Annotated in this window: 18 protein-coding genes, 1 tRNA gene and 1 pseudogene; 11 read left to right on the top strand and 9 right to left on the bottom strand. The window is 74.0% G+C overall.

The window, feature by feature from the left end; genetic code table 11:
* The first annotated feature begins 178 nt into the window (after positions 1–178).
* From AC5L34_RS07280 to AC5L34_RS07295, 4 genes are all read left to right on the top strand, one after another.
* On the top strand, positions 179–691 hold the full coding sequence (locus AC5L34_RS07280; RefSeq protein ID WP_089002903.1) for a hypothetical protein: 513 nt from the start codon (positions 179–181) through the stop codon (positions 689–691).
* Positions 692–758: 67 nt separating this feature from the next.
* Positions 759–1451 (top strand): response regulator, encoded by a 693-nt coding sequence (locus AC5L34_RS07285; protein WP_441174007.1) that lies wholly within the window; start codon positions 759–761, stop codon positions 1449–1451.
* The gene (locus AC5L34_RS07290; protein WP_494824146.1) at positions 1444–2865 is read left to right on the top strand and encodes a sensor histidine kinase; all 1422 of its coding nucleotides are present in this window, start codon (positions 1444–1446) and stop codon (positions 2863–2865) included. Before AC5L34_RS07285 ends, AC5L34_RS07290 begins: the two co-directional genes overlap by 8 nt.
* A 55-nt stretch (positions 2866–2920) precedes the next feature.
* The gene (locus tag AC5L34_RS07295) at positions 2921–3511 is read left to right on the top strand and encodes a hypothetical protein (protein ID WP_441174009.1); all 591 of its coding nucleotides are present in this window, start codon (positions 2921–2923) and stop codon (positions 3509–3511) included.
* A 91-nt stretch (positions 3512–3602) separates the two neighbouring features.
* Here AC5L34_RS07295 and AC5L34_RS07300 read toward each other — a convergent pair whose 3' ends face one another.
* Together AC5L34_RS07300 and AC5L34_RS07305 are read right to left on the bottom strand one after the other, a co-directional pair.
* Entirely contained in the window at positions 3603–5201 is a 1599-nt protein-coding gene (locus AC5L34_RS07300; RefSeq protein ID WP_441174010.1) for a ricin-type beta-trefoil lectin domain protein, read from the bottom strand.
* A gap of 236 nt (positions 5202–5437) precedes the next feature.
* On the bottom strand, positions 5438–7693 hold the full coding sequence (locus AC5L34_RS07305; RefSeq protein ID WP_494824149.1) for a hypothetical protein: 2256 nt from the start codon (positions 7691–7693) through the stop codon (positions 5438–5440).
* Between the two features lie 121 nt (positions 7694–7814).
* Here AC5L34_RS07305 and AC5L34_RS07310 point away from each other — a divergent pair, with 121 nt between their 5' ends.
* Positions 7815–8522: a glycosyltransferase family 2 protein gene (locus AC5L34_RS07310; RefSeq protein WP_441174096.1), complete on the top strand. Its 708-nt coding sequence runs from the start codon at positions 7815–7817 to the stop codon at positions 8520–8522.
* A gap of 1 nt (position 8523) precedes the next feature.
* Here AC5L34_RS07310 and AC5L34_RS07315 read toward each other — a convergent pair whose 3' ends face one another.
* The gene (locus AC5L34_RS07315) at positions 8524–9426 is read right to left on the bottom strand and encodes a transketolase family protein (protein WP_494824150.1); all 903 of its coding nucleotides are present in this window, start codon (positions 9424–9426) and stop codon (positions 8524–8526) included.
* Positions 9427–9428: 2 nt separating this feature from the next.
* Positions 9429–10196, bottom strand: coding sequence for a thiamine pyrophosphate-binding protein (locus AC5L34_RS07320; protein WP_494824152.1), 768 nt, complete (start codon positions 10194–10196; stop codon positions 9429–9431).
* 47 nt (positions 10197–10243) lie between these two features.
* Between AC5L34_RS07320 and soxR the strand changes: the two genes are divergently transcribed.
* The gene (gene soxR / locus AC5L34_RS07325) at positions 10244–10702 is read left to right on the top strand and encodes a redox-sensitive transcriptional activator SoxR (protein ID WP_441174015.1); all 459 of its coding nucleotides are present in this window, start codon (positions 10244–10246) and stop codon (positions 10700–10702) included.
* A 3-nt stretch (positions 10703–10705) separates the two neighbouring features.
* Here the strand turns inward: soxR and AC5L34_RS07330 are convergent, their stop codons facing one another.
* The gene (locus tag AC5L34_RS07330) at positions 10706–11683 is read right to left on the bottom strand and encodes an NAD(P)H-quinone oxidoreductase (protein ID WP_494824154.1); all 978 of its coding nucleotides are present in this window, start codon (positions 11681–11683) and stop codon (positions 10706–10708) included.
* A gap of 9 nt (positions 11684–11692) precedes the next feature.
* Positions 11693–12232: an AAA family ATPase gene (locus tag AC5L34_RS07335; protein WP_441174017.1), complete on the bottom strand. Its 540-nt coding sequence runs from the start codon at positions 12230–12232 to the stop codon at positions 11693–11695.
* A 95-nt stretch (positions 12233–12327) separates the two neighbouring features.
* Here AC5L34_RS07335 and AC5L34_RS07340 point away from each other — a divergent pair.
* A tRNA-Ser gene (locus tag AC5L34_RS07340) sits at positions 12328–12414 on the top strand.
* 149 nt (positions 12415–12563) lie between these two features.
* Complete coding sequence (locus AC5L34_RS07345) at positions 12564–12740, top strand: GntR family transcriptional regulator (RefSeq protein WP_494824156.1); 177 nt, start codon at positions 12564–12566, stop codon at positions 12738–12740.
* A 48-nt stretch (positions 12741–12788) separates the two neighbouring features.
* On the opposite strand, the gene AC5L34_RS07350 is transcribed toward AC5L34_RS07345, so the two are convergent.
* Positions 12789–13307 (bottom strand): hypothetical protein, encoded by a 519-nt coding sequence (locus tag AC5L34_RS07350; protein ID WP_494824158.1) that lies wholly within the window; start codon positions 13305–13307, stop codon positions 12789–12791.
* Positions 13308–13309: 2 nt separating this feature from the next.
* Here AC5L34_RS07350 and AC5L34_RS07355 point away from each other — a divergent pair.
* Together AC5L34_RS07355 and AC5L34_RS07360 are read left to right on the top strand one after the other, a co-directional pair.
* Positions 13310–13450: pseudogene (locus tag AC5L34_RS07355) on the top strand (FAD-linked oxidase C-terminal domain-containing protein); the annotation flags it as partial.
* A 320-nt stretch (positions 13451–13770) separates the two neighbouring features.
* Complete coding sequence (locus AC5L34_RS07360; RefSeq protein WP_494824159.1) at positions 13771–14304, top strand: YbhB/YbcL family Raf kinase inhibitor-like protein; 534 nt, start codon at positions 13771–13773, stop codon at positions 14302–14304.
* A 21-nt stretch (positions 14305–14325) separates the two neighbouring features.
* Here the strand turns inward: AC5L34_RS07360 and AC5L34_RS07365 are convergent, their stop codons facing one another.
* The gene (locus AC5L34_RS07365; RefSeq protein ID WP_357717757.1) at positions 14326–15036 is read right to left on the bottom strand and encodes a class I SAM-dependent methyltransferase; all 711 of its coding nucleotides are present in this window, start codon (positions 15034–15036) and stop codon (positions 14326–14328) included.
* A gap of 212 nt (positions 15037–15248) precedes the next feature.
* On the opposite strand from AC5L34_RS07365, the gene AC5L34_RS07370 reads away from it, so the two are divergent.
* Positions 15249–17069 carry a DUF6311 domain-containing protein gene (locus tag AC5L34_RS07370; RefSeq protein ID WP_441174024.1) on the top strand — a complete coding sequence of 607 codons (1821 nt, stop codon included), beginning with the start codon at positions 15249–15251 and terminating at the stop codon, positions 17067–17069.
* A gap of 51 nt (positions 17070–17120) precedes the next feature.
* Here AC5L34_RS07370 and AC5L34_RS07375 read toward each other — a convergent pair whose 3' ends face one another.
* Positions 17121–17852: an IucA/IucC family C-terminal-domain containing protein gene (locus tag AC5L34_RS07375; protein ID WP_494824213.1), complete on the bottom strand. Its 732-nt coding sequence runs from the start codon at positions 17850–17852 to the stop codon at positions 17121–17123.
* Positions 17853–17924 lie beyond the last annotated feature (72 nt).

The following is a 17924-nucleotide window of genomic DNA, read 5'->3' on the forward strand; positions in this document are numbered from 1 at the left end:
CCCGGCGGCGCGTCCCGTCCCGTCTCCGGCCCCGCGTCCCGCCATCGGCCCGGCGGCGCCGCCCGCCCCGTCCCGCCGTGGCGGCGGAGCCGGACAGGCGGTGCGACGCGCACCCGTGGAACTTCCAAAATTATGGCGTGACCCACGTCACCCCAGGTCGCGCCTCGTTGGGCAGGGCATGGACGTCTTCTCCCGAACGTTCCTCCCGGCCGCCTCCGAGGCCGGGCTGGCGGTGCAGACCGTCACCCGGCACATGCCGGTCTTCCGACGCTGCGTCGGTTCCGGCGACGCCACCATCCTCGTCACCCGCTGCGCCCGGCCCGAACGCCCGATGGCCGGCGAATACCTCCTCCTGCTGACCCACCGGCGGCTGGTCGTCACCCAGCAGACCCGCGTGCTGCACCGGCTGCGCCTGCACCTCAACACGGACCTGCGGGAACTCAGCAACGTCACCTGGAGCCCCGACCCGCGCCTGCACTCGGTCGAGCTGGCCGCCACCGCCATCGACGGCATCCGCGAGCGGTTCCTCATCCGCACCCGCCACCCGAAGCAGGTGTGGCAGCTCGACGCGCTGCTCAACCACGCCTTCCGGACCCGGCTGCGTACGCCCCGGGAGCGGCTCGTCGCCACCATCGGCGAGGCGCCGCCCGTCGCGCGGCCCGCCACCTTCCGCCCCGCCGTGGTGCGCTGAGCGCCTTCTTACCGAACCCGAACATCCGCCGCCCCTGCGGCGCCGCCGCGTCGGCAATCATGGGCCGGTGACCGCCGACGCCCCGCCTCGCGGGCTCGTCCTCGTGGTGGAGGACGAGCCGGCCATCGCCGACCTGGTCCGGCTCTACCTGAGTCGGGACGGCTTCGGCGTACACCTCGAACGGGACGGGGCGGCCGGGCTGGCCGCCGCCCGCCGCCTGCGCCCGGTCGCCTGCGTCCTCGACATCGCGCTGCCCGCCCTGACCGGCACCGAGATCTGCCGTCGCCTGCGCGAGGCCGGCGACTGGACGCCGGTCATCTTCCTCACCGCCCGCGACGACGAGGTGGACCGCGTCGTCGGACTGGAGCTGGGGGCGGACGACTACGTCACCAAGCCGTTCAGCCCCCGCGAACTGGTCGCCCGGGTGCGGGCGGTGCTGCGGCGCACCGCCGGGGCGCCCGAGGGGACGGGCCTGCCCCGGGTCGTCGGCGCGGTGGCTCTCGACCCGACCCGCCGGACGGTGACCGTCGAGGGCACCCCGGTCCAGCTCACCTCCACCGAGTTCGACCTGCTGGCGTACCTGATGGCCCGGCCGGGCCGGGTCTTCACCCGGGAGGAACTGCTCGCCGGGGTGTGGGGGTACGCGGCGCACTCCGGCACCCGGACCGTCGACGTGCACGTCGCACAGGTCCGGTCGAAGCTGGGCGGAGCCGGCGTGATCCGCACCCACCGGGGCGTCGGGTACGCCGCCGATGGCTGAGCCGACCGCCGCGCCGCCGCCACCGCCGCGGCACCGTCCCGGCCGGACGCTGACCTCCCGCGCGGTGCTGGTCACCTGCGCGGTCGCCCTGGTCTCCGTGCTGGTCACGGCGATCGTCGCGGTGCCCCTGGCGGTACGCGGCGTGGAGCGGCGCGACCAGGAGGCGCTGGCCGCGCAGGCGCGGCTCGCGGCCGAGGTGCTGCGCCCCCGGCTGGAGACCGGCCGGACCGGCGACGAGGAGCGGCTCATCCGGCAGCTGGACGCCCAGGGCGTCGACGCGTACCTGATCCGGGGCGGGGTGGCCGAACGCCCCGGCCTGCCGCCGCGGGTGGTGCGGCGCGTCGCCGAGGGGCGCAACGTGTCGACCCGCCGGCCGCTCGACGGGCGGCGCACCCTCATCGAGGGACGTGCCCTGCCCGGCGGCAACGGGCTGGTGCTGACCCGGTCCCGGTCGACCGCGCCGTGGCGCCAGGTGGTGCCCAGCCTCTGGCTGCCGCTGCTGGCCGGGCTCGCCGCCGGGGTGGCCGCCGGGCTGCTGCTCGCCCGCAGGCTGGCCCGACCGATCCGGCGGGCCGCCGACGCCGCCGCCCGGCTGCGCGCCGGGGACCGGGCGGTACGCGTACCGGTGGAGCCGCCCGACGAGGTGGCCGACCTGGCGTACGCGCTGAACGGGCTGGCCGCCGCGCTGGCCACCAGCGAGGGCCGGCAACGGGAGTTCCTGCTCTCCATCTCGCACGAGCTGCGCACCCCGTTGACCGCGATCCGCGGCTACGCCGAGGCACTGGCCGACGGGGTGATCGGGCCGGCGGACGCGGCCGGTGCCGGTCGTACCGTGCTCGCCGAGGCGCAGCACCTGGACCGGCTGGTCAGCGACCTGCTGGCGTTGGCCCGGTTGGAGGCCGCCGACTTCCCGCTCGAACCGGTCCCGGTGGACCTCGCCCGGCTGGCCGCCGACGCGGGTCGGACCTGGGCCGACCGGTGCGCGGCGGTCGGGGTGCCGTTCCGCGTGGAGGTTCCGGACGCCGCCGTGCCGGCGTACACCGATCCGGGCCGGATCCGGCAGGTGGTGGACGGGCTGCTGGAGAACGCGCTGCGGGTCGTACCGCCGGCGGCGCCGGTCGTACTCGCGGTCCGGCCGGCCGGCGCGCAGCCGGCGGCGGGCGGCGTCGTCGAGGTCCGCGACGGCGGACCGGGCCTCACCGACGACGACCTGGCGGTGGCCTTCGAGCGCGGCGCCCTGCACCAGCGCTACCGGGGCGTGCGCAAGGTGGGCAGCGGGCTGGGGCTGGCGCTCGCCGCCGGCCTGGTCCGCCGCCTCGGCGGGGAGATCGCGGCCGGGCACGCGCCGGAGGGCGGTGCCGCGTTCACCGTCCGGCTGCCCCCGGATCCTTACCTGACCCGAACATCGGTCTGACCTGGCGCTCGCGGTACGGCGGGAGGCTGGTGTCCCACGGACGAGAGGGAGACTCATGGCACGTTGGTCAATCGCCACCACCACGCTGCTCGCGGCGGTCGCGCTCGGCGTCGGCGGATGCGGCCCCGCCGAGGTGGCCGGTCAGCCGGCCCGGGAGACCGCCGTCGAGGTCGTCGCCGCGCTCGGCGCGGAGGGCCAGGCGCTGGCCGCGATGGGCTTCGACGCCGGCGACCTGGACGTCGAACCGTTGGCCGCCCCCGCCTCGCCGCAGGCGTCGCCGGGCCCGGCCGGGGAACAGCGGCGCGAGCGCGCGGAGGAGCGGCGCGAGCGCCGGCAGGCCCGGGTGCAACTGCGGAGGAACACCCTGCACGGCGAGGCCGTGGTGCGTACGAAGGACGGCGGGACGAAGACGGTCGTCGTGCAGCGGGGCGAGGTGACCGCCGTCGACGGCGACTCGATGACCGTGAAGTCCGCCGACGGCTTCACGATGACCTGGACCTTCGGCGACGAACTGCGCGTCGTGGAGCGCCGTACGACGATCCGGTCCGCCGACGTGAAGGTCGGTACGACGGTCGGCGTGGCGGGTGCCAAGGCGGGCGACGGCGGGGTCGCCCGCCTGATCGTCGTGCCGGCCCGGCAGAAGTAGGTGGGGTGGCCCGTCGGCGACGGCGGGCCACCCCGGACGGCGCGAGCGGTGCCGCCCCGGGGAGGGCGACACCGCTCGAAGGCGGTCGAACTCAGTAGACGCGGGAGCCGATGAAGTCGTCGTGCCCGTAGCCCACCGGGTTGGCGAAGTTGCGCGACTCGAAGGACCACTGCTGGCGGGTGCTGGTGGAGCAGGCGGCCAGGCGCAGCCGGGGGGTGCCCGAGGCCGGGCTGTCGAACGCCAGGCAGAGGTTGCCGTTGCCGGCCGTCCTGATCTGGTTGCCAGCGACCACGAACTTCTGGTTGGCCCCACCGTGGCAGTCGTAGATGTTCACCGCCGTGCCGGCGCTCAACGATCCGCCCGCGACGTCCAGGCAGCGGTCGTGGGAGAGCTCCGAGTGCAGCGACTGGCGGGTCGGGTCGTACCAGAAGCCCTGGTTGCGCCCGCCGTGGCAGCCGTACGACTGCTGGAGGGTGCCGTTGCGCGAGTCGTAGCCCCTGCCGTCGACGCAGGTGCCGGTGGCGGCGTTGCGCAGCTGCTTGAACTCGAAGAGCCCGTCGTAGAGCACGCCGTTGCCGGTGCTGGCCGGGTCCACGCAGGTGGCCCGCTGCCGCCCCGAGTCGACGAACTGGGTGATGCACTGGGCGAACATTCCGTGCCCGCGCTTGTTCGGGTGGAACGACTGCCGGGCCGCGTTCTCGTCCCAGACGCCGATCTCGATGAAGAGGCCGCGTACGGAGGTGCTGTCGGTGCACACCTCGTGGCCGTGGAAGAGCCGGCTGGCGTCCAGGTATCGGGTCCCCGTGTTGGCCGCCGCCGCCCGCAGCGCCGACTCGAACAGCGGCACCGCCTTGTTCCGGGCGAACGCGGCGTCGGCCAGGTAGAGCAGGCAGCCGCCGGAGTACCAGCCGGGGAAGTTCGGGTTGTCCTCCACGTCCGGGCTGCCGGGGCTCGGGTACGACATGAGCACCAGCTCGTAGTCGGACTGTAGGTAGCCGGCGCCGGTCATGGTCCGCCGGATGTCGGCGAGCGCGTCCTCGACCGCCCGGCGGCTGCCGTCGGTGCGGACGGTCCACTGGTCGGTGTAGGTGGGGTAGCAGGGCCCCTGGAAGAAGACCCGGCGGACGGCGCAGTCGGTGGCGACCGGGCCGAACTGGATCGTGCCGTCGCCGTTGGCGCCGACCACCACCCAGATCAGCTTGATGTGGGTGTTGCGGGCCTTGATGGCGAGGTGGTCGCCCTGGTTCAGCTCGTTGTGCTGGGTCGGCCCGCCCCGGATGAGGTTCCACGGGGTCGCCCCGGAGCAGGCGATGTTGTACTTCTCGTCGGCGGTGAGCCCGGTGCGGAAGACCGCCTGGTCGTACGAGCGGTCGCACCAGTTGCCGGGCTGGTGGGTGCCGGGGACGTAGTTGCCGACCCCTTCGCCGGAGATCTCGCTGTCGCCCATGGTGATCAGCGCGGTGCGGCGCTGCTCGATGGGGCGGACGGCGGGCGCGCCGTAGAGCGCGGTGGCCTCGGCGGCGCGGATCGCCTCCAGGTTGGCGGCGAGTGGCTGGATGGCGGGACGGTCGGCCGCGGTGGCGGGGGAGGCCGTTCCGGCGAGCATCGGCAGGACGAGAGCGGCGGCGGCGACGACGGTGGACACCCGTCGTCGGGTCGCGCGTTCGCGCCTGGCAGGGGAACCAAGCATCGACGCACTCCTTTCGGCTCGATCGCGGGACGTCGATCGAGTTACCAGAAGGTAGCGTCGGCATCGAGGTGAGTGAATGCGTCTCGGATTCGTTGCGCGCAGGGTGCAGAACCTGGCGATAGGGGCAAACCGTGCGGCACGCGGATCGCCGGCGGGGCGGGCGCGGGCCCTTCCGGCGGGTCGGCGCCGTCAAGGGGCCGGCGCGGCGGACAGCCGGTCGGCGTCGAGGCGGCGGCTCAGCGCCCGGGCGGGAGGGCGTAGCCGACGTAGCCCCGGAACTGCACGCGCCAGCCCGCCGGCACCAGCGCCGTGCAGGCCGGCCGGCTGCCCGTGCAGACGATGGCATCGACCGTGGCCGGGTCGGCCGGCGGGCGCCCGGGCAGCACCGACTGGAGCGCCAGCAGCTGCGGTGGGCGGCCGTCCGCGTCGCGCAGCAGCAGCCACCAGGGGTACTCCCAGTTGTCGTTCTGCTGCACCAGGCCGATCCGGCGGGCGTCCGTCGCGCGTACCGCGTCGGCGGCCCAGCGGAACTCCTCCGCCCACTGGGGACGGCGCAGGAACCGGGTGTCCCATTCGGAGGTCGTGAAGACCGAGCCCGCCCCGACCAGCCGGCGCGGGAAGCCGTACGACACCGCCAGCACCCCGGCCAGCGCGCAGGTGGCCAGCACGCTCACCGCGAGCCCGGCCGCCACCGACCGCCGTCCCCCCGCGCCGGCGGCCCGGCGCCGGAACAGCGCGTCCAGCCAGAGGCCCGCCAGCGGTACGGCCAGCGTCAGCGCGTAGAGCAGCAGCCGGTTGCCCCACGGCTGCCACTTGATCATGGCGGTGTGCAGCAGCACGGCCGCCACCACGACCACCGCGTACGCGCGCAGCGGCCCCGCCCGCGTCGGGCTGATCCGGCCGGGCCGGGCCAGCGCGTACGCCGCCCCGATCGCCGCCAGCGCCCCGGCCAGCGGGAAGGCCACCCGGTCCTCGTCGGGATACCAGGACGGCACCGGGAACCGCTCCCGCCCGAACGTGGTGGCCCGGTCCTGCGGGTCCACCCCGATCAGCTCCGCGCCGCCGACGATCGCCTCGGCGCCCGCCCGGCGCAGCGGCGCGAGCGGGGTGTCGAACGCCGTGTGCGCGATCCGCAGCGCGTTGACCACGAGCGACGGCGGGTCGTGCCGCTCCATCGGGATGGACTCGCGCAGCCGGGGCGGCCCGAGCGGATGCCCGAACTCGGCCGTCACCCGTGCCAGGAACGGCCCGACCACCATCACCGCGACCAGCAGGATCAGCGCCGACCCGGCGACCGTCCGGCGCACCTGCCGCGACCCCGAGCCGCCGGCACGGGCCGGGCCGACGGTGCCGGTGACCAGGTCGCGCGACCCCGCGCGGTCCAGCCCCGCGCGGTCCGGTTCCGCAGGGTCCGGTTCCGCGCCGGTGCGGGCCAGCCGGAGCTGGGCCAGCCCCCAGAGCAGCAGCAGCGGCCCGACTGCGACCAGGCCGCTGGTCTTGGTCAGCGCGGTCAGCCCGGTGGCCGCCCCCAGCGCCAGCATCGCCCCGACCCCGGCGCGCCGACGCAGCCCGTCCAGCGCCACCGTCGCCGCGCAGGCCACCCAGGCGGCGCAGACCAGGTCCGTCTGGGTGCTGGTCGCCTGGAGCGCCACCATCGGGGTGGTGGCGAGCACGAACGCGGTGAGCAACTGGGCCCGCCGTCCCCCGCCGAGCTGCGCGGTGATCCGGGTGGCCCCCAGCAGTACGCCGACACCCGCCGCCCACTGCACCAGGTTGTGCAGCGCGTCCCCGCCGGTGAACAGGCGCAGGTGCAGCAGCAGGTACTCGGCGCCGGGCGGGATGGTCACCTGCCGGTGGATGGCGGTGGGCCAGAAGTCCAGGCCGCCCCGGGCGACCCAGTGCTCCACCTTGGGCAGGTGGTAGGTCTGCGAGTCGAAGTTGTTCGGCTCCGCCAGCAGGGCGATCAGCAGCTCGACCAGCAGCAGCCCGCCGACCGTGCCGGCGAGCAGCCGCTCGCCCCGACCCGCCGTACGCCAGGCGCGGGCCAACCGGGTCGACCAGCCGGCGGGGCGGGAGGCGACGCCGGGGTCGACGGCCGGCGGCGGCGGTGCGGGGGCGGGGGCGCCGGCGGTCGGGCGCGTCGTCGCGCCGACCAGCGCCGGCTCGGGCGCGGCGACGACCTCGACCGCGCGGTGCGCGGCGGCCCGGAGCCCGCCGTGCGCGGCGTCGCGGCGGCGTCGCCGGCCGGCGACGACGGCCGCGGCGGCGAGGAAGGTCAGCCAGGCGGCGGCGAACGCCGGCAGGGTGAGCAGCCGCAGCGCGCCCAGCAGCTCCACCGTGAGCACCGCGAACGTGCCGGTGACCAGAGCCGCCCGGACCAGCGCGAGGCGCCGCCGGGCGACCGTGGCGGGCGCGACCGGGCGCAGCGCCACGGCGAGCAGTCCGATCGCGGCGACAGGGGCCAGCGCGAGCGGGTAGCCGAGTGCCGACATGGCGGCAGTAAACACCATGAACCTGGGGCGGCCGCGCCCAATGCCCGCAGTGCTGAGCACCGCCCCGCAGGCTGCCAGGCTAGGCTAGGGCCGACATATCGTCGCCACCGTGGAGATTCCCGTGAAGCTCTCGATCCTCATGCCGGTCTACAACGAGGAGGAACGCATCGCGGATGCCCTCAAGCAGGCATTGGCGGTCGACTACCCGTGTGAGATCGAGCTTGTCGTGGTCGACGACGGCAGCCGGGACGGCACCGGTGAGATCCTCGGTCGGGCCGACGACGCGCGTCTGCGGATCATCACGCACCAGCGTAACGCCGGCAAGGGCGCGGCCATCAAGACGGCGGTCGACAACGCCGAGGGCGACTACATGGTCATTCTCGACGCCGACCTGGAGTACGACCCGCTGGACATCCCCAAGCTGCTCGACCCGGTGCTCGACGGGCGGGCCACGGTGGTCTACGGCAACCGCACCTTCGGCAGCCACAGCGCCTACAGCTTCTGGTACGTGATGGGCAACAAGGGCGTCACGATGGCGGCGAACGTCCTGTTCAACTCCTACATCGGCGACCTGGAGACCTGCTTCAAGCTGATGCCGGTCGCGCTCTACCGCTCGCTCGACGTCCGCTCGCGGGGCTTCGGCATGGAGGCCGAGGTCACCGGCAAGCTGCTGCGCCAGCGCATCCGCCCCTACGAGGTCCCGATCAGCTACCGGGCGCGGGGCCGCGAAGAGGGCAAGAAGATCACCTGGAAGGACGGCGTCGAGGCGCTCTGGATCCTCGGCCGCGAGCGCACCCGCCGCCGCCCCCTCGGCGCCCCGACCCGCTGACCTAGCGGCCGGCCGGCACCGGCGCCGCGTCCAGGAACCCGGCGACCGAGCGGCGCAGCCCGGCGGCGTCCAGCCCGTGCCAGCGGCTGTGGTCCTCGGCCGAGCCGTAGCGGCGCAACTCCTCGCGTCCCACGCCGAGCGCCAGCAGCCGGTGGGGCCGGTCGGCCAGGGCCGCCGACACCACCCGGGTCGACGTCCCGGCCAGGTAGGGCTCCACCAGGACCACCGTGTCGCCGGCCAGCGCCCGCAGCCCCGCCGTGTCGAACGGCCGCGGCCGGTGGGTGTAGGCCACCGTCACCCCCAGGTCGCCGACCGCCGCCAGCGCCGCGTCCAGCACCGGCCCGACCGCGACCAGCAGCGGCGCGCCCGGCCCCGCGTCCCGGAGCACCCGCAGCGCGCCGTCGCCACCGTACGGGCGGGTGTTGCGCAGCGTGGACAGTCGCAGGTACGCCGAGCCGTCGCCGGCCACCGCGTCCCGCAGCAGCGCCGGCACCTCGTCGGGGTGCCCGGGAACGTGCACGGTCCAGCCGTGCAGGGTGTCGATCAGCGAGACGTCGGCCGGGGACAGGTGGGTACGCCCCGACTCCGCCCGGTCGTACGACGCCCCGATGCTGACCAGCACCGCGCTGACGCCCTGGTGGTCGAGGTCGAGCTTGATCTGCTCGTACGCCCGCTCGATCAGGAACGGCGCGTAGCTGTGCGCGATCGGCCGCAGCCCGGTCAGGGCGAGCCCGCCGGTCACGCCCAGCAGCAGTTGCTCCCGGATTCCGACGTTGAGCACCCGGTCCGGGTGCCGGTACGCGGCCGGGGCGAACGCGTCGGCGGAGATGTCCGCCAGCACCAGCGCCGTACGCGGATCCTCCGCGAGCAGCGCGGTGGTCGTCTCGACGAATCGGTCCCGCACGGTCACTCCCCCTGGTCGACGACCGCGACGACGACGTGCGGCCGGTGGTTGTCGTGCCCGGTCAGGGCGGTGTGCAGGGCGTCGTGGTCGTGCCCGTCGACGGTGGCGGCGGTCCAGCCGTTGACGGTGAACCGGGCCGCGGTGCCGCCCGGCCAGCCGTGCGTGGCGGAGCCGTTGTCGACCACGATCGCGGTCAGGCTGCCCAGCCCGGTCGCCCCCGCGTACGCGATGGCCTCGTGGTTGGAGCCCTCGTCCAGCTCCGCGTCGCCGAGCAGCACGTGGACCCGGGGCGTGAGCAGGCCCTGGGCTCGCAGCCCGAGCGCGGTGCCCACGCCGAGCCCGAGCCCGTGGCCCAGCGAGCCCGAGCCGATCTCCACCCCGGGCACCAGCACCCGGTCGGGGTGGTCGCCGAGCCGGCTGTCGGGCCCGCCCTGGTCGTCGAGCCAGCCGGCGGGTACGAATCCCTTCGCGGCGAGCACGGCGTAGTAGCCGGCGACGGCGTGCCCCTTGGAGAGCAGGAACCGGTCCCGGCCGGGGTCGTCGACGGTCTCCGGGGTGACCCGCAGGATGCGGTCGTAGAGCACCCAGAGCACGTCGACGGTCGAGCGGACGTTCGCGCCGAACTCGCGACCGGCGCGGATCCGCTCGTACAGCGGCCCGACGGGTCCCGGCAACGGCGGGGCGCCCGGATGACGGGGTGGCGCGGACACGGGGTCGCGGGGCGGCGCGGCGGTCCGGGCCGGGCCCGCGCTGGCGGTGGTCGTGGTCATGCCGTTAGCCTGCAAGTTGAAGTCCACTTCAACTCAAGGCGAACGTGATGCACGAGTCTCTGACCATCGGCCAGCTCTCCATCCGCAGCGGTGTCGCGCCCTCGGCGTTGCGCTACTACGAGCGGCTCGGGCTGATCCGGGCGGAGCGGACGGGTGGCAACCAGCGCCGCTACGCCCGCACCGAGCTGCGCCGGGTGGCGTTCGTCCGGATCTCCCAGCAGGTCGGCATCTCGCTGGAGGAGATCCGGGAGGCGCTGGACTCCCTGCCCGCGTCGCGGGTCCCGACCGCGGAGGACTGGGCGCGGCTCTCCGCGACCTGGCGGGAGCGGCTGAACGAGAAGATCCGGCTCATGACGAAGCTCCGCGACGACCTCGACGGCTGCATCGGCTGCGGCTGCCTGTCCCTGCAACGCTGCACGCTCAACAACCCCGGCGACTCGCTCGGCGGCGAGGGCCCCGGCGCCCGCCTCGTGCTCCCCCGTACGACCGGGGACCCGACACCCTGAGCCTCAGCCGGTCGTCAGCAGCACCTTGCCGACGTGGTCGTTCGACTCGACCAGCCGGTGCGCCCGCGCCGCCTCGGTCATCGGCACCCGCCGGTCCACCACCGGCCGGACCGCGCCCGACTCGACCAGCGGCCACACCTCCTCGCGGACGCCGCGGACGATCTCGGCCTTCTCGTCCAGCGGCCGGGAACGCAGCGCGGTGGCCGTGATCGTGCCCCGCTTGGCTAGCAGCGCCCCGAGGTCCAGCTCACCCTTGCGGCCGCCCTGCATGCCGATCACCACCAGCCGGCCGCCCGTGGCCAGCGCCGCCACGTTCCGAGGCAGGTAGGCGGCGCCCATGATGTCGAGAATGACGTCCGCGCCCCGACCGCCGGTGACCCGCCGGACCTCCTCGACGAAGTCCTGCTCGCGGTAGTCGATCGTGTGCGCCGCGCCCAGTTCCCGCAGCCGCTCGTGCTTGGCGGCCCGCGCGGTGACCGCCACGGTGGCGCCGAGCGCGACCGCGAGCTGGATCGCGAAGGTGCCGATCCCGCTGCCGCCGCCGTGCAGCAGCAGCGTCTCGTCCTTGCCGAGCCCGGCGACCCGCACCACGTTCGACCAGACCGTGCAGGCGACCTCGGGCAGCGCCGCCGCGTCGACCAGGTCGACGCCGGCCGGCACCGGCAGGAGCTGCCCGGCCGGCACGGCCACCCGCTCCGCGTAGCCGCCGCCGGCCAGCAGCGCGCAGACCTCCCGGCCCACCTCCCAGCCGGCCACGTCGGGACCGATCGCGCTGATCACCCCGGAGCACTCCAGCCCGGGGTACGCGGGCGCGCCCGACGGCGGCGGATAGTGCCCCTGCCGTTGCAGCAGGTCGGCCCGGTTCACCGCGCTGGCCCGCACGTCGACGATCACCTCGCCCGGCCCGGGCTCGGGCTCGGGCACCTCGCTCCAGACCAGTGCGTCGGGTCCGCCGGGCTCCGGGATCGTCATCGCGCGCATGTTCCGTGTCTACCCCACCCGTCCGTCGGTCCACGCCCGGGCCAGGATTTCGTCCACCGTCCGCGCCGGGGTCAGCTCCGAGCTGTCCAGCCAGAGCCCGATCCGGGGCGTCTCCGCCCGGAACTCCGCGTCCAGGGCGGCGACCGGCCAGTCCCCGTACCCCTTCTTCTCCCGCGCCTCCTCGCGGGCGGCGACGGCCTCGGGGCTCGGCGCGAGCACCACGACCGCCAGCGGCCGGTGCCGGACGCGGTCGACCATCGCCGGCAGCTCCGCGCCGAGGATCACGTCCTGCAACACCACGGTGAAGCCGGCGGCGGCGTACCGGTCCGCCGCCGACGCGGCGAGGTCGTAGCGCAGCCGCAACTGCCGCCACGCCTCCGCCGACGGCTCGGCGGTCATCTCCTCCCGGCCGCTGACCACCATCCGTCGGAACACGTCGCCGCGCAGGTGCACCGCGCGGGGCAGCCGCCGGGCCAGCGCCTCGGCCACAGTGGACTTTCCGGCGGCCATGATCCCGCTGATCAGCACCACCGACGGGTTCTCCCACATGCCGCCGATCATTCCAGCGCGGGTGCGGTGCCCGCTCGCCCGCAGCGGGTCCGTGGCAGACTAGGCACGGTCGCGTACCTCACGGGCGCGGCGCGGGAGGGTTCGCCTAGTGGCCGATGGCGCTGGTCTTGAAAACCGGTAAGGCAGCGATGTCTTCGTGGGTTCGAATCCCACACCCTCCGCCTTCTTGATCTCATATTCAAGCAGGTCAGCTCCGGTTTCTAGGCCGGGGCTGATCGCTGGTGGGGGCTCGTGGGGAAGGGCGGCCAACGCCCTGCAGAACGAGGAGTTCGGCTACGCCCAGCGCGCGCCGTCGCGTACTGCCGCGGCGATGTCCAGTAGGTGGCTCAGCCGGTACCGCAACAAACTGCACCTCCAGCAGACCTACGGCGTAGCCCGGGGAACGGTGCGGATGGCCATGCGGGAGCTGCGCGACCGGGGCCTTGTCGTTACCGTGCACGCACGAGGGACGTTCGTGGCCGACCGGCCTGACGTGGCCCCTCAGTAGGGCCTCCAGCCTGCTCGCTCGGCTCGCCGCGCACGTGCGCAGGTGTCGTCAGCAGCGGAGGTAGGTGCCGCACAGCGGCGGCGCGTCGACGCGACAGACCTTCCAGCCGCCGCTGATGCCCCCCTCTTCCGTCGTCTGGAAGCGCCACCGGTAGGTGGCACCGGTGAAGGTGACGTTTCCCGAGGGGTGGACTTCCGTGAACCGGAGGTCCACCATCGCTGAGACCCCGCCGTCCGAGTCGGTCTGCCAGTTGGCGGTCTCGACCCGCACGCCGAACGTGACCTGCGACTCGACCTGTTTGCGCAGGTCGCGAGCCTGCCGGAACAGCTCGTCCCGATTGTCGCCGCACAGGCACCGGTTGATGTCGGGGTTGTCGTCCGGTTGGAAGACCGCCAGGAGGTATGCCTCGGCCGCCGCAGCGGGCGTCTTCTCGCCCCGCCCCGCCTCGACCGCCCTCGTCACCGCCTGCCTGACCGGCGCACCTATGCAGGCCACCGCGAAGGTGATGGCAGCGGCGACCGTCGCCCGGCGACGCCATCGCCGAGCGGTCAGAGGCATCTTGATCACCGGGCGAGACTACGCGCCCGGGCGACGAGGGGAGGTTCAAGCGCGACTGGCTGGCCCGCGAGATCGGCCCCGTGGGCATGCGGGTGCACCAGGCGATCAAGACCGTCCTCGGCCGAGCCGGCCTGCTCGACCCCGGCAAGGTCTTCGGAAGTCCTCCGATTGCTCACCGTTCCGGGTCCCTCATCTGGGCCGGCTCGGCCCTGCGACGGGAGTTCGGCCTGACCGTCAGGGAAGTGGTGAACGTCATCGCCTGGGCCGAGGCACCGGGTGACGACCGGGACGAGGAAGGCCTGGCCTGGTTGCGATCCGAGGTGCGTACGCCGTTGAGGTAGGCGTCCGCTGGCCGGGGTGGACGGTCGGGACGCCGGGTTGCGCGGACGCCCGGCGCTTCCGGTTCGATCGCGGGCGCCGACGGGGTAAGAAGGGTGCGGAGAGACAACCGCTCACCGGAAGGACTGCCCCGATGACCCTGGAACGACCGATCGCCCCGGACCCGTACGAGCTGCTGCCGACCGTCCCGTCGTTCACGCTGACCAGTGAGGACGTGCAGAACGGCGAGCCGATGGACGCCGCGTACGCCCACGGCAGCGTCGGCGGCGACAACGTCTCGCCGCAGCTCACCTGGTCCGGCTTCCCGGCCGAGACCAAGGGGTTCGTGGTGACGTGCTTCGACCCGGACGCGCCGACGGGCAGCGGGTTCTGGCACTGGGTTCTGGTGAACCTGCCGGCCGGCGTGACGCGGCTGCCGCGCGGCGCGGCCGGGGACGATCTCGGCGGCGCCTTCACGGTCCGCAACGACTACGGCGAGCAGGGCTACGGCGGTGCCGCCCCGCCGGCCGGCGACCGGCCGCACCGCTACGTCTTCGCGGTGCACGCCCTGGACGTGGAGCGCCTCGACGTCACCCCCGACGCGACCCCCGCCTACGTCGGCTTCAACCTGGCCTTCCACACCCTGGCCCGGGCCGTGATCCGCCCGACCTTCCAGGTCAAGGACTGACCCGGGCCGGGCAGGGGACGGTCAGGAGGGTACGCGGGCCACGGCGAAGACGGACTGCCCGAACGGGGGCAGGAGGCGCTGCTCGGCCGCCTTGGTGACGGGGAGCACGAGGGTGTCGTAGACCTTGACCATCGGGCCCTCCTTCGGCATCAGCCGGAAGACCTTGGTCGCCATGAAGTAGCCGATCAGGCCGAGCGCGTTCGCGTAGTGGATCTTCTCCACCGTCAGGCCGGCGTCGGTCATCGCGGCGGCCAAGGTCTTCTTCGTGTAGCGGCGCACGTGGCCGGTGGCGATGTCCGCCGGGCTCATCGCGAACTGGAACGCCGGGACGATGATGATGACGTTGCCGCCGGGCCGGACCAGGTCGCGCATGCTGCGCAGCGCGCCCACGTGGTCCTCGATGTGCTCCAGCACGTTGTACGACACGGCGGCGCTGTAGTCGCCCCGGTCGGGGTGCGGCAGCAGCATCTGCCGGACCTCGATGTGGGGCTGGTCGGCCAGCCGCTCCTTGAGTGAGACGAGCCGGTCCGGGTCGGCCTCGGTGGCGGTGAACCGGGGCAGCCGCTCCGCCCACTCCAGCGCGTAGTCGCCGAGCCCGCTGCCGATCTCGATCGGGTTGTCACCGAGGTACGGCAGGGCCAACTCGACGAACCAGCGGCGGTGGTTGACCGCCGTCGCGAGGCCCTCCAGGACCTCGGACTGCACGCGCTGATCCCCAGTGATTTCTGCCATGCGTCGATTCCTCACGATATGAACTCGACCCGCGCCTGGACCGACAGAGTGAATCATCCGCGATGGCGGGAGAAAAATCGGGGCACCGGTGGTGGCCGAAATGCGGTCGGGGGTTGGCACGTGATCGGCGGTCGGCGAACCCGGCACATGGTACGCCAGTACCCCGAAACATGTCACGGCGGCGCCATAGCCTGACTACTCTACGAATCGTCATGACTACTCCTGAATCGGGCCTCCCTGGCGGCGGGCCAGGGCCCGGGACGTCGGCGGACGGGCCCGACCGGGGCGTACGGGCCTGGAAGGGGTGGTGGATCGACGCCGCCGCCGTGGCGAGCTTCGTGGTGCTGGGCTTCTGGGTGACCGCGCGGCTCTGGCTGCGCCCGTCGCACGGCATCCGGGACAACCGCACGGACCAGTCGCAGTTCGAGTGGATGATGGCGCACGGCGCTCGGGTGCTGACCGATTTTGTTGATCCATTCACCTCCGACCGGATGAACGTGCCGGAGAGCGTGAATCTCATGGCGAATACGTCCGTATTATCCGTATCTCTGCCAATGACGCCCGTCACGCTCCTGCTCGGCACCCGTGCGTCGTTTCTGCTCTTCCTCACGCTGGGCATGATCGCCACGGCCACGGCCTGGTACTTCCTGCTGTCCCGGGTGGTCGTCGGCAGCCGGGGGCCGGCCTGGCTCGGCGCCGCCTTCTGCGCGTACGCGCCCGCGATGGTCTCGCACGCCAACGCGCACCCCAACATCGTCTCGCAGTACGTGGTGCCCCTGATCGTCTGGCGCACCCTGCGGCTCGCCGAGCCGGGGCGCTGGCTTCGCAACGGGCTGCTGCTCGCGCTGGTCATCGTGTGGCAGGCCTTCCTCAACCTCGAGGTGCTGCTGATGACCGCCATCGGGCTGGGCGTGGTCGTCGGGGCGCTCGCCCTCGGCCGACCCGGGCTGCGCCGCCGGGCCCGGCCGTTCCTCGCGGGGCTGGGGGTGGCCGCCGCCGTGGCGCTGGTGGTGCTCGCGTACCCGCTGTACGTCCAGTTCTTCGGTCCGGGGGCCTACAACGGGCTGTCCCGGCTGATCCGGGGCTACTCGACGGACCTCGCGTCGTTCGTGGCGTACTCGCGGGAGTCCCTGGCCGGCGACGCCCGCAGCGCGCAGGGGCTGGCCAAGAACCCCACCGAGGAGAACGCCTTCTTCGGCTGGCCGCTGGTGGTGCTCGTCGTCGCCCTGTTCTGGTGGCTGCGCGACAACGTCGTGGTACGCGGCCTCGCCGTCCTCGCGCTCCTCTTCGGCCTGCTCTCCCTCGGGCGGGAGGTGCAGCTCAACGGCAGGGAAACCGGGATACCGGGCCCGTGGGCGGCGCTGGAGAACCTGCCCGTCCTGCACTCGGTGGTGCCGACCCGGTGGGCGCTGGCGATCACCCCGATCGTCGGGGTGCTGCTCGCGTACGGGGCGGAGCGCGTACGCGCCCTGGCCGACCGGCAGCCGCCAGCGCGCCCGCAGATCCGTTTCGCCACCGCCACGGTCCTGGCCATGGCCCTGCTGCCGATCCTGCCGACCCCGCTGCCCACCACCCGGCTGGAGCCCGTACCCGACTTCGTCACCTCGGGCGCCTGGCGGCCGTACGCGGAGGGTGGGCGGAGCATCGTGACCCTGCCACTGCCCGACACCCACTACGCCGATCCGCTGCGCTGGTCGGCGCGGACCGGGCTGGACATGCCCATCGCCCGCGGCTACTTCCTCGGCCCGGACACCCGCGCCGGCCGCGACCGGGTGGCCCTGTTCTCCGCGCCGCCCCGCCCCACCAGCGAGTTCTTCGGCGAGATACGGCGAACCGGCGCGGTGCCGCCGATCACCCCGCAGGCGCGGGTCGACGCGGTCGGTGACCTGCGGTACTGGCGGGCGGGCGCGGTCGTGCTCGGGCCGCACCGGCAGGCCGACGCGCTGCGCCGGGGCATGACCGAGCTGACCGGCGTCCATCCCACGTACACCGGAGGGGTCTGGCTCTGGGACGTGCGCCCGCTCACGGACTGACGCCGGCGGGATCGGGGCGTGGGGGGCGGCGGCGTGCCGGACGGCCGGTCGTCAGGCCTGGCGGACGCAGCAGCCCTGGCAGATCTTGGGCTTGGGGAGGGTGAACGCGAGGCAGCAGGTGCGCCGCTGCACGGTCGGCTCGCCGTTCGGGCCCGGGACCAGCTCCACCAGGTCGGCGAGGTCGAGCGCGCCGAGCAGCGTCTCGATCGTCTCGACCGACGAGCCGGGCAGGGCGTCGGCGGCCCGGAGGATGCCGTGGGCGATGCCCGAGGCCACCGACCCGAGCAGGGTGCGCGCGCCGATGCGGACCTCGGCCTGGATCGCGGCCACCATGGGGGCCAGGTGGGCGTCGAGCAGCGAGGCCCGCAGCGCCCGGAGGAGTTCCGCCTCGTCCGCGACGACGCGCACCTCGGGCAGCCCGGCGAGTGCCAGCGGGTCGCCCGGCAGGACCGCGATCGCGGTCGAGTGGCGTAGGCCCATGGTGAGCAGCGGCCGGTGGTCCTCGAAGTGGATCAGCACGTCGGCCGGGTCCAGCAGCGGAACCCGGCGGGCCGAGGTCCAGCCCAGCACCACGGGCAGCGCCGTCCAGTAGCTGTACGACTTCCAGGCCAGCGCGGCGCACGCGTGCGGGGTGCCGCCCCAGCGCGTGGCGGCCGAACGCAGGAAGTCGGGCAGGAGAGCGCCGCCGACCAGCGCGGTGGCCGGCTGCCAGCCGAACTCGTCGTGCACCAGCAGACCGGGCGCGAGACCGGGCACGTCGTCGGTGCCGAACATCGCGCGCATCGTGGCGGTCACCGGCGCCAACGGCGCGGCGGCCACGTCCCGCTCCGGCAGCACCGCTGTCACTGGACTCAC

This window comes from Micromonospora sp. ZG13, from assembly GCF_059359355.1.